This window comes from Deinococcus roseus, from assembly GCF_014646895.1.
Taxonomy (GTDB): domain Bacteria; phylum Deinococcota; class Deinococci; order Deinococcales; family Deinococcaceae; genus Deinococcus_C; species Deinococcus_C roseus.
Window position 1 is genome coordinate 48,062 of the sequence record NZ_BMOD01000018.1, and the last position, 13,976, is coordinate 62,037.

Below are 13,976 nucleotides of genomic sequence, written 5' to 3' on the forward strand. Positions count from 1 at the left end.
TCCAATAGATATAAAAATCAATCCAATAGATATAAAAATCAATCCAATAGATTGATTTCTGATAGAATGGGTGCATGGAAAAGGCGATCTTCCCCTCACTGGACATGCTTTTCTCCACCGGAGAACCCCCCAAAGACCTCATTTTGCAGCTTCCCACCGGGGCAGGAAAAACCCACCTTGCCCGACTGGCTTCCCAGCACACCGCGCATCAGGGCTTCAAAATTGTTTACCTGTGCCCGCTCAAGACCATGGCCCAGGAAATCCACGACACCTGGGCTGAAACCCTCAAAGTGGGCCTCTACACAGCAGACACCGAATTCACGGACCAGCCCCCGCTGGAGCAGGACGTGCTGATTTTCACCTACGAAAAATTCGAGTTCATCACCCGCTTCTGGCGCGAACACTGGGACTGGATTCCCCAGGTGAATTTGCTGGTGGTCGATGAATTCCACATGCTCGCCGATCCCCACCGGGGACCCACCCTGGAAAGCGCACTCACCCGTTTCCGCAGGCTGAACCCCTTCGTGCGCACCCTGGCCCTCTCTGCCACCCTTGGAAACCTCCCAGAGCTTGGAGAGTGGCTTCAGGCCGAAACGCATCACAGCACCCACCGACCTGTGCCTCTGAATTGGCGGGTGGTGCCCTTCACCGGCAGCTCCAAAGAAGACCTGCTGCAAGCAGAACTGATCACCCCCAAAAGCACCCTGGTGTTCGTGGGGTCCCGCAGCCGCGCCGAACAACTCGCCAAGAAGTTTGGGGCCGCTGCGCACCACGCAGGCCTCAGTCCTCAGGCGAGACAGCACACCGAGGCCCAGTTTCGGGCAGGAAAAATCCTCACGCTTTTCTGCACCCCCACCCTGGAGATGGGACTGAACCTGCCAGCCCAGCGGGTGATCCTCTACGACATGGAACGCTACCATCAGGGGGAGTACGTGCCGATCAGCGTGAACAGTGCCTGGCAACGGGCAGGCAGAGCAGGCAGACCCGGACTGCACCTGGAAGGGGAAGCGGTGGTGTTCATCTACCGGTACCCCAGCCATGCCCAGCCTTACCTGCAGGGGAAGTTCGAGCCCATCCGCAGTGGCCTCAAACACGGCCACCTCACCAGCTGGATTGTCGCGGAGGTTGCAGCCCGCACCAGCAGGACCCTGGAAGAACTGCAGTGCGCCTACCAGCACACCCTGCGTTCCAGGCAGCACCCGGAGGACCTGGGACGCCCTGTGAACAGCCTGATTTTCACCGGAGCGCTGAAGGAGGAGGCGGGCTCACTGAAAGTCACCCGCACCGGCTGGATTGCCGCTCGGTACATGCTGCAGGTGGACACCGTCTTGCAACTCAGCGGTCAGTTCTCTGCTGACCTCACTTTCTTTGACCTGCTGGTGCTTGCGGTCAGCACGCCGGACGTGCAGGTCCTGCTGCCTTCCCGCGAAGCCCTCCGTGATCTGCTTTTCCGGGTGGGCCGCGAGCCCCGCACAATGCTCACAGGCACCCCCAGTCGGGACCTCACCACCCTGCCCATCACCCACGCGGAACTGCTCGGCGCGTACCACACGTCTTGCGTGCTGCGCAGCCACACCCGCCAGGAAGAACCCACCGTGCCCACTTCTGACCTCCGGCAGGCCTCAGAGCAGGTGTGCCGGGTGCTGCAGGCCTTCGCCGAACTGCTTCCGGTTCAGGACAACCCGGCTTTCCTGGAGGTGCAACGGAAAACCCGGGTGCTGGCCTTGATGGTCAGGCATGGCCTGACCGAGGAACACGCCACGTTGACCTTGATTCCAGGCATCGGGGGGGTGCATGCCCGCACATTGCTGGAGAGGGGCATCACAGACATTGAGGGTCTCGCGCTCAGTGATCCGGCCAGCTGGGCCGGGGAGGGGATCCGTCTGGAGCGTGCTGAGAGGTGGGTCGAACTTGCAGCAGGGCTGGTGAAGTCCTGTGGTGCCTGGACCTTCAAGGAAGACCTGCCCTTGCTGCTGCAACCCCAGGATGAACCCCAGCTGGACGAGCAGGCCTGGTACCGGGCGATGCGGGCACGGGAACTCACCGTGCACCCCACCAGCACCCCAGGGGTTTTTGAGGTGGTGGGGTTCGATCCACGCACCGTGAATCTGAACCTGGGTTTCACCCGGAAATGCAATTGCCTCGATTCGCGCAGGGGCCACGATTGCAAGCATTTGCTGGCCGTGCAGCGCTTCCTGGCCCTCTCGCAGACTTTTCCCAAGGAGAAAACTGCATGAAATTCATTCCAGTCACCACTTTCGGTCCCCGTTACCCGCTGGATGATCTGATTCGCCCTTACTTGCCCCGACTGGTGGACACCGTGATGGTGTCCTACCAATACGCCCTGCAAATGAGCCCGGAGAAACGCCCCCCGCTGGCCTTGATGGTGGACTCCGGTGGGTTTGTGAGCCGCAGGTCAGATGCCAGACTGATCCCCATGCATGACCGGGCGGCCATCCAGGTGGGCAGCGAACTGCTCACCCCGGAAGAAGTACTGTCTTTTCAGGAAGCACACGCCGACACGGCTTTCACCCTGGATTTCATGCTCACCCCGGAGTTGAGTGCCAGAGAACGCAGGAAGCGTTGCGAGTGGACCGTCACCAATGCCGTGTGGGCCAAGCAGAACCAGCAGCACTCCAGCATGAAACTGTATGCCAGTTTGCAGGCCTGCTGTGCCCACACGGCCCGGGAAGCTGCGAAGACCTACCGGGATGCAGGTTTTGATGGAATTGGTGTGGGGGGACTGGTGCCGCGACTGAACGACAAAACGGAATTGAGAACCCTCCTTGAACCTGTCCTTGAAGAGGCAGGGGATTTGCCAGTGCACGCTTTTGGGCTGGGAAGCCCGAAGTTGCTGCTCCTGCTGCAGGAGATAGGGGTTCATTCTGCAGACTCCAGCAGTTTCGTGCAGTGGGCAGCGAGCGGAGAGAACTGGCAGGGCAAAGTCCCACAGGGCCACCTCTCTCCTCATGGACGCATGCATCTGGCCTTGCAGAACCTGCAGGAGGTGTTGCTGACCCTGGGGGATCCAGCGGTTCAGTTTTGCTTGCGTCAGACCGCATGAAGGGTCAGCTGCCCAACAAACGCCACATCAGGCAAAAGAAAAAGACCGTGGACTTCCCACGGTTTTTCTGTGGTGAGACAAGGTGTCGGTTCCAATGGGTGCTTAGAGCAGGCATGACTTTGACACATCTGAAAAGCAGCGCCTGTAGGAGAGGGCAAGGTTGCCGTTTTCATGGCTGATCGAAGGCAATTCCCGGTGCATCATGCTTTTTCTGAGGATTATACAAGGGTAAATTTTTTGTTTGAGATGATATTTGTTCATTCCCTGCATAAACTTGGAGCAATAAGGGAATTCCCTGGCTGTACAAGAACATGTGCCACTGAGGAATTTGGTTATGCTTAATTTGTGCATCATCAATTTGGATTCAAAATGTCTCTGTGCTTTTTTTGCCTGTTGGTCAGTTCCGCAGGTCAGGCTGAAGCAGTGTCCTGGAGTGGGCTGGCCAGTGTGGTTGATGGCGACACGCTGCTGCTGCACGGCCAGAAGCATAGGTTGTGGGGCATCGATGCCCCGGAATCCAGCCAGAGTTGTCTTGATGGTGACAACAAATCTTTCCGCTGTGGTCAGCAAGTGGCTTTGCGACTCGCCGACAAAATACGCCACAAGACCATCACCTGCGTCAAAAAAGACCAGGACCGTTATGGTCGCATGGTATCGGTGTGCAGCATCCAGGGGGACAGCCGCAGCCTCAATGCCTGGCTGGTGTCCCAGGGGAATGCGTTCGCATACACGCAATACAGCAGATCCTTCCTGCCCGAACAACAGCAGGCCAAAACCAAAAAGCTGGGTTTGTGGTCCGGCAGGTTCCAGTGGCCGTGGGAGTACCGCAAAAACCCCCAGTCTCCCCTCTCCACCACAGAGGTCTACTACCGCAACTGCAAGGAAGTCCGGGCGGCAGGGGTCGCCCCCCTCCATCAAGGCCAGCCCGGATACAGGGCTGCCCTTGATCAGGATCAAGACCGCCTGGCCTGTGAATGATGTGCAGCCAACCGGGAAACCCCTGATGCAAGTTCGCCCTTCCACACTTTAGAATTCCAGCGAGGTCACCATGCGAAAATCCCTCTTGATGCTTTCACTTCCACTTTATGCTTCTATCGCCCAGGCCCAGACCACAGACACCCAGGCTTTCCTCACCCTCAAATCCTTTGAGTGCGTGCAGGGAGCCCGTGACTGCTCGGTCAACCAGAGCCTGTATTCCAGCCTCAAAGAGGCCCTGCAGAAATCCAACCGTTTCCGCATTTTCGAAGACCAGAACGTCAGCGAACTCACCCTCAGCGGAGCCATCACCGACGTCAGACAGGTGACCACGGGCATTCTGGGCTTCACCGAAACCACCCTCATCGTCAAAGTCAGCGTGGAACTGAAAGACCACGTCAGTTCAGAAGTGCTGTGGGCCGGAAACTTTGAAGGCAACTCCAAAGCCGGAGGAGCAAACTTCTTTGGCATTCAGGTCCAGGAAAGCAATTCTGTTGCGGTTGCAGCGGCCAGTGTGGCCAACCAGGTCACCAGCCAGTTGCTGACCGTGCCTGCCCTGAAAGGCTACCTCACCCACCAGCCAGGAGAGCGCGCCATTCCCCGGCAGGCAGCAGTGCCTCAAAACACCCCACAGCAAGGCAACACCTTCACCCCACAACCGGCAGGCAACGCTTCAGTGGGATCTTCGGTGGAACTGTTCTTGCTGTCCCTCAAAACCCTGAATTTCTCTGGACTGAATTCCCTGCTCACCGACGATTACGTCAACAGCTTTGCCCTGGAAGGCCTGCAGAAACAAATCACCGCAGAAGCCGTGAGCAAAGCCTCCCAGGTGCAGTACCGCTACCAACTGCAATCCCAGTCTCCTCAGGTCACCACCCTGAACCTGGGTTACACCCTGCCCGGCCAGGGGGAGAAGTTGATCAGTTTGACGTTGATGGACGCCAGTGTGATGCAAATGCCTGGCAAGACCGGGATGCGGGTGGTTTATTTTGCCCCCACCAGTCCTTACGCTTCTGCCATCAACACCATGCCGATGTTCAAGGTGTCTGTAGATGGACTGACGCAACTGTTGGCCGATGTGAAGGCTTTTTCTGGAATCAACTGAACCTTTGGGTCACCCGACGCAAAACACTTCAACAAGAAAACCTGAATACGGAGGTCCACATGGGAACATGGCTCACTGGAACACTGAAAGTCACTGGAAGCAAGAACTTTTCTCAGGGCGAAGGCAAAGCCACAGAACTTGTGACCAGCGACTTCAATCAAAAACTCAAAGAGAAATTGGAGCAGTACTTTCCCAACGCAAGCATCATGGTTGATGTCTCTCACAGCCTTGAGCCTTCAAAATACTTGATGATCGACCATCCCCTCCAGAGGGACCAGACATTTGCCAGTTTGGATCTGGCAGTGGACAAACTGGAAGTGGAAGCATACCAAGAGGCCCTCAGGACCTGATCAACTTCCGAAGGTTTGGTGATTGAAATCGGCGGTGTTCATTCTGCGCTCCACTCTGCTTCAACCCCTGCAAATGCAGGGGTTTTCATGTTTGCAGAGAAGAGGATTTTATTCTCAAAGGAAACACGGACTGGAAAACTATACTGCAATTCCAGGTTTTTCGTAATGGAGTTCTTCCCTATTAAAAATGATCTGAGCTTCCGCAAGAATTTAAATTGGGTGATAAGGCGGAGGTAAATTGTGCCAAAGAGAAACCTGGGCATTGCAAAAGAACCGGATCCAGTCAGCAGGAAGTCAGATGGGTACTTCAGTGCACTTGTGAAGTTGGTGCCCAGTGAAGCCCTGGGTTTGTATCTGGCCCTGGACAACCTCATCAAGAACTCTCAGGGGAAAGAAACGGTGGACACCATCGGTTATCAGAATCTTGCAATCATGATATCTGCGGGGGTTTGTTTTGTTCTGGCTCTGGTTTCCAGGTACTTCAACGCCAGGAATCCTGACAATTCCGTGCAGTGGTTGAATGTTTGCCTGGGTGGACTTGCTTTCATCATCTGGTTGATGGCCATCGGAGGTCCATTTGAGGGCATCCCTGACATCAAGTTGATTTCGGGCATGACCACCATCATTTTCATGAGCGTTGTGCCGTTTTTAACCATCAGCAGACGATGATTTTTCTTCAAGCCACGCCATAGAAAGACAGCAGCTGCAGGGATTTCCCTGCAGCTGCTCTCGACGGGATCGGGCAGGCATCACTGCAAAAGACTGAGCTGCAGTGTGCCCAGGTCCCGGCTGTCTGTCATGGAGAAGCTCTGGTCGATGGTGACACTGGAGCCCACCACAGTGGTGGTGATGTCTCCGTTGATGTTCAACTGGTTCCAGCCCTGGGCGAGTTGGGTGTCAATGTCATAGTTGAGGGTGTTGGTGGAGACACTGGTTTTGTAGGTACAAGATTGCTTGCCGAGGATCCGTCCAGCTGTGTGGCTGTAGGCCAGCTGGACGCTTTGCATGCTGGCGGTGTTGCGGGCCTCCCCTTGCTCTTTCAGGGTGGTTTTTTGGATGGCGGCGGGCTTGGCAGCGTCCCCGTAATTCAGCATGAAGGTCACCCCAAAGTTCCCTTTGAAGTCGCTCAGGTTGCTGTTGAGGTTGCCGGAGCACTGCACCTCCCAGGTGCCGGAGGTGGGTTTGCCGTAGTCTTTGACGGCTTCGATGGTCGCTTCAGGGTTGGTGTGGGTAAGGTCAAAGGTCACCTGGGTTTTACCGGGGTTGAGGGTGCCTGTCACCAGCAGGGGGGCGTGGCCTGCAGGCTGGAGGATGTACAGGGTGACTCCGGTGAGGCCTGTGGTGGCTTTGCTGTCCAGGGGAACAGTGAAGGTCTGGACGGCTCCGTTGGCGGTTCTGTTGGTGATGGTGGCTTTGGTGCTGGGGACGACCGAGCCGCAGGACACCAGGGTGGTGAGGATCGCTCCGAACAGCAGGGGGGCGGTGGTGGTTTTCATGCTTTTCTCCTTCTTTTGAGAGGAATATGGATTGACAGTATCATCACCATATATCAGAGCATTATAAAAAATCCAGGCATTAAAGTTTTTCTGGTGTAAAATCTGATTTGCGAGCATCATTTTTGTGGTGTGAGGTTGGGGGTGAGTGTGGAATTGAATCTGGAATTCAGGCGACAGGTGCGCACCGCAGCGCTGGTGGCAGCCATTGTGTTCAGCAATGCCTGTGGGGCGGTCTTCACTTCGGTCAGTGTGTTGTTCCTGGTGGGGGTGTGGAACAGCTTGAAGCACGACCTTGATGGACTGGGGGTGATTGGCCCCTGGTTTGTGGTGATGTTGATCAGTGGCATCACTTTGTTGGTGGCGGGCAAGCAACTCAACGCCTGGACTGTGCCCAGCATGCGAATGTTGACGTGGGTGGGACTTGAAGCTCTGTTGTGGGGGGCGATTGCCCTGCTGATGCGTCAAGGACCGGATTTTCCACTGGTGGGCAATTCGGCCATGTTTACTGTCTGCAGCATTGCGGTGGTGACCGGTCTGTTCACGTTGGCCATGGGAAAAATGCGCCAGCAGACGGGGGACGCACAGGGATGGGTGGATGTCACGCACCCGTTGTATGCAGCCATGCAGAAATGGGAAGTTCACAGCAGTGGGATGGAATTCTGGCAACGCCTGGGGGTGTGTTATGCCATTCCGGTGATGTTTCTGGTGTTGTGCTGGGTGTGGATCACTGTTCGTTGAGGGCAGAAAGATAAAAAGGGGCTTCTTTGCAAGCCTCTTTTTTGTTGATTGCTGTCTGCGACGGATTGATCTTGTTGATTATATCTTATACAATCAGCAAGATAAGTCATGCAGGAGGCACCATGCTCAGAGCACCCACCAGAACCCACCCTTCAAAACACCGCACACCCTCCCTGTTCCAGCGGCTCAGAGGAGCCAAGCAACCCTGGCCAGAACAGCACCCTGAACACTTCCCCATTCCACAATGGTCCGGCCCCCTGGAGTTCGGACACCACCTGCCTGAACGTCTCACCAGCACCTTTCAGGGCCGTTACCCGCTGTTTGGACTGGAGGTCACCAGTTCCAACGGACAGCACTACACCCTTCCCCCCACCCTCAATCCTTTCTCAGGGATTCCTGTGGTGGGGTGGCACATCCAGTATCTGGACCCCAAAACTTGCCGATTGACCCTGGCCACCATCGAGCGCATCGGACGGGTGGATCTAGATGGAAATTGTTTTGTGACCGCAGCACGCCCTGCCCAGCAACCCTTGCCTTTGACCCCGACCACCCTCCACCACTACTTCAGCCAGTTGCCCTGGACTGCATTGAATTGACCTGTGCGACAGCACCTGTACAATCAATCCAGAGGACACCATGAGCAAAAGCAAAGGCCACCCGGGATGGGGCGGACCCCGCAGGAACGCCGGTGGAAAACGCCGAAACGCAGGCGCACCCCGCAAAATGCAGGACCCTGTGCCCGTCACCGTGCTGATCGAATCCGACCTGAAACAGTGGTATGCGGAACAGGCCAAAATGCAAAACCAGGATTCATCCGAATTGATGCGAGAAGCCCTCACCGAGCACCAGAAACGCACCCTTCAAAAGGCCGCCCGTGAGGCCCGCAAAGTCACCCCACCAAAAGAGGAAACCCCACCATGAAAAACCAGGCAGAAAACAAAATCCACTGTGCTGCCCCTGAAACCGAACCCCAGGTCAAACACCAGCCTGCGGAACCGGAAAGCCTGATCCAGCGGGCCAAGCGAGAGCCAGCGTGGTTCATGGGCATGCTGAACGCGTTTGAGCTGGATGACCTGCCAGGCAGGCAACTCGACGGCATCCAGCAAACCCTGGAAGCCCTGGATGAACAGGCCACCCTGGAAGACTTCCTGCACCTGTTCACCGTCAAAACCACCAATTGAACCTTTTGGAGGATTCACATGGAATTTCTGGGTTTGGGAGGCACCGATGAAGTGGGAGCCTCCTGTTATCTTTACCGACTGCCGGAAGCCAACCTGCTGATTGACGCTGGTTTGCGGCCAGGGATGCAAGGCGACGCTTCCCTCCCATACTTGAAACTCCTGCAGGAAAAAGAAAACACCCCCACTTGCATGGTGCTCAGCCACGCCCACCTGGACCACGTGGCCGCCCTCCCAGTGGTCACCTCGATGTTCCGGGACCTTCCGGTGTACTGCACAGCCCCCACCGCCCGGATTTTGCAGGAAGTGCTCTTTGACACCCTGAAGATCACCCGCAGCACCGGGGAAATGATTTTTGACAGCAAAATGATGAAGCGGGCTCTGGAGCGCATCCGGGTGGTGCAATACTTCCAGCATGTCACCGAGCACGGTTTTGGATTCATGCTGGTCCCCAGTGGCCACCTGCTGGGCGCAGCGAGCGTGGCCATTGAATGCAGCGCTGGAAAAATCTTCCACACTGGAGACTTCTCCAACGTCGCCACCGTGACCACCAACGCTGCCTACAGACCCCCTCAGCCCATCCAGCAGCACGTGGTGGTCAGTGAGTCCACCTACGGAGACACCAACCTCCCAGGACGCAAAGAACAGGTCCGCAACTTTGTGGGCGGCATCAACGAAACCCTCCGGGGTGGCGGGAAAGTGCTGATCCCCTCATTCGCCCTGGGCAGGGCCCAGGAGATGGTGAGCATCCTGCTCTCCCACATGGCCAACAACCTGCTGCCCACCGCACCCATCTACCTGGACGGCATGGCCCGCAGCATGACCCAGGTGTACGAAGACCTCCTGCCAGAACTGCCAGAAGCCCTGCAAAACCAGGTGAAAAACGCCCGACTGCAGCCCTTCTTGCGCAGCCCAGTGGCCCTGGTGGAAGACGAACGCCACCGTGAATCGATCATTGCCTCCAGGGAGCGCAGCGTGATCATCACCTCATCGGGAATGCTGCAGGCCGGTCCCAGCCCCATGTATGCCAGGGGCCTTTTGGGAGACGAAAAAAACGGCCTGTTCATTGTGGGATACCAGGATGCAGAGTCCCCGGGTCGCAGGCTGCTGGAACTCCAGCAAGGGGGAGAGGTCATGCTGCCCGTGGGACCAAAAGGAGGAGGCAAAACGGCCTTTGAGCCTGTTGCAGCGTACTGCCGGGTGGAACGCTTCTACCTCTCCGCGCATGCCGACCGCATGGGCATCATCAGCCAGCTGACCAGTTACCCCAGCGACAAGGTGATCCTCACCCACGGGGAAGCGAATGCCCGTCACGCCCTGGCAGACCACCTGAAAAAAGAACGGGAAGTGCACCTGCCGAAAGCTGGAGAGGTGGTGGAAGTGCTGAAAGCCGCTCCGCACTTGAAGCGCACCAGCATCGTGATCCCACGCAAAGCGGTCTCCGCAAACCAGACTTCAGAGACTGGAGGGGCTACCACCGATGCCCCCAGAGAAACCAGGGTCAAAAAATTCAAAGAAGAGGTTCAGGGGGTGTTTGATGCAGAAACCAACACCCTCACCTTGCACTTCAAAGACCTGAAAGACCCGAACTTCTTCCCCACGGGAACTTACCGGGTGGAGGGTGTGCGGGGTTCTGTGACCCGGGTGCAGATCACAGAACGTTGGCGGGGTCCAAAGCAGGTGCCAGCGGCGGATTCCCTCTCGGCGATGATTGCTCGCTTGAGTCCCTATCCTGTCACCCTTCAGGAGGTGATCAACCGTGGGTTTTCAGGGAGCAAACTTTTGGCCCAGAAGTGGCTGAAGCAACGCATGGCCGAAGGAACTTTTGTGCGTTTGAAAAGAGGCGTTTACACTCTCTCCAGCGAATCCAGACAAAGCTGAGAAGTAGGGTGTGGGGGAATGTCGATCAGCTCTTCAGACCGAGGCGTTCTTTGAACTTGTAATAATTCTGGGTGGGACGGTAAGCCACCAGAAAACCCGTGTTGGCAAGCCCCTGGGAAAAAACCACGAATCCAGTTCTGGTGAGTCTTTCTGCCAGGCCTTTGAACTCCTCTGGATCTGCTGGAATTTCCAGGCACAGTTCTTCAAATTTAGCTCTAAGGCGTTCAGTTCGATCTGGTAAGGCATTGACCTCCTCCAGAAACTTGAAGAAACGTTCTATGACGATCAGAAGCCGCATTTCCCTTTCGGACATGTCTGCAAGGATTCTCAAATCTTCCTCAAAGACGTCCATGCTGGTGTCTGAAAACTCTCCTCGCATTTTGAATTCCATGAACAGAAACGCAAAATACCGCCGTTTTTCACGGTTGCGGGTTGCTGCGATGTTCTCTGAAACCAGACAGGAAGCATGGATGATCGGTTCCTGTTTCAGGTCTTCAACCGTCAGATGGCAATTGTTGCTTTCAAGGTCTGAGATGAAGTCCTGAAGACGCTGCATGCTGGCTTTGGTGAGGGCCTCTTTGGCCTGTTCTGCTGCAACTGACAGACCCATATCTACCACACCTACGGTGGCGGCCACCGTACCTGCAACCAATGCAGCGGCTGGTGCTGTAGCGGCCACCAGAGCACAAAGAAGAAGAAATGCCGGAACCCCATAGCGCAAACTGCTGGAATTGTAATTTTGGATGTCCATGGTTCAAGTATGCCTAATTTGGCTTTGCTGTTCTCAGGTTTGCGGGGTTGATGGACAGTGGAAGGTGAAATTTGGCCTGAAACGACAGTTGGTCGCAAAAAGAACAGGGGCCTGCATGGAAAGCAGGCCCCTTGAAGATCATTGAGAATTACTTTTTGGGAAAAATGGACACACGGTTGTTCAGGAGGCTCACCACTGCAAAATCCAGTTTGGTGTCGTTGTTGATGTCCCCGAGGGCCAGTCCGCGCAGGGCGGGATCCACGGCGGTGTCCACTTTGGTCTGGAAGGTGCCGTCCCCGTTGCCGTTGAGGATGCTGACGTTTCCGGTGTTGGTGTGGGCGGTGATGATGTCGAGGTTTCCATTCCCGTCGAAATCTCCGAGTTTCACGGCTCCTCCGAGGCCTGCCACGGTGTAATCCACTTTGCTTTGCAGGGTGCCGTCTCCGTTGCCGAGCAGCACGCTGACTTTGCTGGTGGTGGAACTGACCACCACCACGTCTGTTTTGTTGTCGCCGTTCACATCTCCCACGGCAACTTCACGGGCGTTGGCGGCGGTGGCATAGTCGGTTTTGGCCTGGAAGGTGCCGTCTCCGTTGCCGAGCAGCACGCTGGTGGTGCTGGATCCGTAGTTGGCGGTGACCGCGTCGAGTCTGCCGTCATTGTTCATGTCGGCGAGCGTGACGTGGTAGGGCTGGGTTCCGGTGGTGTAGTCGGTTTTGGCCTGGAAGGTGCCGTTTCCGGTGTTGAGCAGCACGCTGATGCTGTTGGAACCGGATTGGAAGTTGGACACCACCAGGTCGGGTTTGCCGTCACCTGTGAGGTCTCCAGCGGTGACCGCGAGGGGGTTGTTTCCGGTGGCGTAGTCGGTTTTGGTCTGGAAGGTGCCGTTGCCGTTGCCGAGCAGGATGCTGACGGTGTTGGTGGAGTTGGCGGTGGCAATGTCGAGGTTTCCGTCTCCGTTGAAGTCGTGGAGTTGCAGGCCGAAGGGGCGGGTGCCGGTGTTGATTTCCTGTCGGGCATCAAACACCCCGTTGCCGTAACCGAGCAGCACGCTGACCGAACTGGCGTTGGTGCCGGAGTAGCCCACCAGGAGGTCGAGGTTTCCGTCGTTGTTGACGTCTCCCAGGGTGATGTTCACGGGGCTCTGGGAGTTGGTGGCGTAGCGTTTGACGGTGTCGTAGCCCGCTGCACCTTGCGCTCCGGTGCCGATGCGGAACCGGAGCACGAACGCGGAGGCGGCGTTGGTCCAGTTGATGGTGGCTTCCACTTCTTCGCCGGGTTTGAAGCCTGCTGTGGCGGAGGGGGTGTATTGCCAGCTGCCGTCTGGGAGTTGGGTGAGCGTTCCGGAGTTGAAGGGGTTGCCGTCGGTGAGGCGTTTTCCGGTGAAGGAACCGAAAATCAGGAACTGGCTGCCGAGGGGGTTGAGGGTGAAGTTGTGGTCGGCGCAGTTGAACACGGCTTTGACGGTGGTGTTCTGGTTGGCTTTGCTGGAGGTGGGCGGGAGGGGTTTGCTGAAGCTGGAGGTCTGGTTGACCAGGTAGGGGGGGTTGAAGCCGCTGGCCAGGGGGATCTTGCAGATGGTGCGGGTGGGCAGTGCAGTGAAGGTGCTGCCGGGCAGGATGTTGACCAGGGTCGCTCCTGCGGTGTTGGCGCGGGTGACCAGCAGGTTGCTGTCTGCAGTTTGTTCATCAAGGGCTTCGGTGACGCGGGTTTCGGTGTCCTGAAGGACTTCGGCAATGAAGCTGAATTTGCGGGGGGTGTTCTCGATGGGGGTTTGCAGGGGGGTTTTCCAGGCCATGGTGAAGGTGCCATCGTACTGGTCGGTGAGGGGGTTGCCGGGGAGGGTGCGGCCTCCGGCCACGTTGTCGACCACATAGCCGTAAGGGAAGAGGTTGAGGACCCCATCGGAGAGGGTGGCGGGCAGGATGGCGTCCACTTCGGCCTGGGTGAGGGCCTGGAAGCTGGCTTTGCTGGGGATGGGGCTGAGGTTGGCGTCCACGGCGGTCATGGGGAACATTTGTTTTGCCAGTGCGGGGTCCACCAGCACATCGTCTGCCCTTCTGAGTTTGCGGATGGCGGTGTTGGCCATGGTGTTGGCGGTTTCAGCGGCAACCAGGGTGATGTTGGTGCGGGCATTGGGGTCGGGGGTTCCGTTGCCTGAGGCGTTGCGGATGGCGTAGGTGGCCACGAAGTACCGCCAGCCGTTCACGTCGTAGACGTTGCTGGAGATGCCTTTGAATTGCACCTGGGGGTTGCCGAAGGTGAGGGCCTGTTTCTGGATGCCTCCGCTGGTGCCGAGGTCGAGTTCCACCCTGCCGAGGGATTTGAATTTGGCGGATCTGTTGTGTTCGCTGTGGGGCAGGGGGGTGGTGCTGCAGGCAGAGACGAGAAGGGCGAGGGTGAGGCTGGAAAGCAGGGTTTTTTTCATGGGTTGCTCC

General features: G+C 57.0%; 14 protein-coding genes. 11 read left to right on the top strand and 3 right to left on the bottom strand.

Annotated elements, in window-relative coordinates; translation table 11 throughout:
- Positions 1-74 precede the first annotated feature (74 nt).
- From IEY52_RS18675 to IEY52_RS18700, 6 genes are all read left to right on the top strand, one after another.
- Positions 75-2,237 carry a DEAD/DEAH box helicase gene (locus IEY52_RS18675; RefSeq protein WP_189005282.1) on the top strand — a complete coding sequence of 721 codons (2,163 nt, stop codon included), beginning with the start codon at positions 75-77 and terminating at the stop codon, positions 2,235-2,237.
- On the top strand, positions 2,234-3,064 hold the full coding sequence (locus IEY52_RS18680; RefSeq protein WP_189005285.1) for a tRNA guanosine transglycosylase family protein: 831 nt from the start codon (positions 2,234-2,236) through the stop codon (positions 3,062-3,064). Before IEY52_RS18675 ends, IEY52_RS18680 begins: the two co-directional genes overlap by 4 nt.
- Before the next feature lie 423 nt (positions 3,065-3,487).
- The gene (locus tag IEY52_RS18685; protein WP_229684866.1) at positions 3,488-4,042 is read left to right on the top strand and encodes a thermonuclease family protein; all 555 of its coding nucleotides are present in this window, start codon (positions 3,488-3,490) and stop codon (positions 4,040-4,042) included.
- A gap of 70 nt (positions 4,043-4,112) precedes the next feature.
- Positions 4,113-5,144: a hypothetical protein gene (locus tag IEY52_RS18690; protein WP_189005289.1), complete on the top strand. Its 1,032-nt coding sequence runs from the start codon at positions 4,113-4,115 to the stop codon at positions 5,142-5,144.
- Positions 5,145-5,203: 59 nt separating this feature from the next.
- The gene (locus IEY52_RS18695) at positions 5,204-5,494 is read left to right on the top strand and encodes a hypothetical protein (RefSeq protein WP_189005291.1); all 291 of its coding nucleotides are present in this window, start codon (positions 5,204-5,206) and stop codon (positions 5,492-5,494) included.
- Positions 5,495-5,734: 240 nt separating this feature from the next.
- Positions 5,735-6,163, top strand: a complete 429-nt coding sequence (locus IEY52_RS18700) for a hypothetical protein (protein WP_189005293.1) — start codon at positions 5,735-5,737, stop codon at positions 6,161-6,163.
- Positions 6,164-6,243: 80 nt separating this feature from the next.
- On the opposite strand, the gene IEY52_RS18705 is transcribed toward IEY52_RS18700, so the two are convergent.
- Positions 6,244-6,990: a hypothetical protein gene (locus IEY52_RS18705; RefSeq protein ID WP_189005295.1), complete on the bottom strand. Its 747-nt coding sequence runs from the start codon at positions 6,988-6,990 to the stop codon at positions 6,244-6,246.
- Between the two features lie 147 nt (positions 6,991-7,137).
- Between IEY52_RS18705 and IEY52_RS18710 the strand changes: the two genes are divergently transcribed.
- From IEY52_RS18710 to IEY52_RS18730, 5 genes are all read left to right on the top strand, one after another.
- On the top strand, positions 7,138-7,728 hold the full coding sequence (locus tag IEY52_RS18710) for a hypothetical protein (RefSeq protein WP_189005297.1): 591 nt from the start codon (positions 7,138-7,140) through the stop codon (positions 7,726-7,728).
- A 122-nt stretch (positions 7,729-7,850) separates the two neighbouring features.
- Positions 7,851-8,324, top strand: a complete 474-nt coding sequence (locus tag IEY52_RS18715; RefSeq protein WP_189005299.1) for a hypothetical protein — start codon at positions 7,851-7,853, stop codon at positions 8,322-8,324.
- A 40-nt stretch (positions 8,325-8,364) separates the two neighbouring features.
- Positions 8,365-8,649 carry a hypothetical protein gene (locus IEY52_RS18720; RefSeq protein ID WP_189005301.1) on the top strand — a complete coding sequence of 95 codons (285 nt, stop codon included), beginning with the start codon at positions 8,365-8,367 and terminating at the stop codon, positions 8,647-8,649.
- Positions 8,646-8,909, top strand: coding sequence for a hypothetical protein (locus IEY52_RS18725; RefSeq protein ID WP_189005302.1), 264 nt, complete (start codon positions 8,646-8,648; stop codon positions 8,907-8,909). Before IEY52_RS18720 ends, IEY52_RS18725 begins: the two co-directional genes overlap by 4 nt.
- 18 nt (positions 8,910-8,927) lie before the next feature.
- Complete coding sequence (locus tag IEY52_RS18730) at positions 8,928-10,787, top strand: MBL fold metallo-hydrolase (RefSeq protein ID WP_189005306.1); 1,860 nt, start codon at positions 8,928-8,930, stop codon at positions 10,785-10,787.
- Positions 10,788-10,812: 25 nt separating this feature from the next.
- Here IEY52_RS18730 and IEY52_RS18735 read toward each other — a convergent pair whose 3' ends face one another.
- Together IEY52_RS18735 and IEY52_RS18740 are read right to left on the bottom strand one after the other, a co-directional pair.
- Positions 10,813-11,538, bottom strand: a complete 726-nt coding sequence (locus tag IEY52_RS18735) for a hypothetical protein (protein ID WP_189005307.1) — start codon at positions 11,536-11,538, stop codon at positions 10,813-10,815.
- A 148-nt stretch (positions 11,539-11,686) separates the two neighbouring features.
- Positions 11,687-13,966: an FG-GAP repeat domain-containing protein gene (locus IEY52_RS18740; protein ID WP_189005309.1), complete on the bottom strand. Its 2,280-nt coding sequence runs from the start codon at positions 13,964-13,966 to the stop codon at positions 11,687-11,689.
- Positions 13,967-13,976 lie beyond the last annotated feature (10 nt).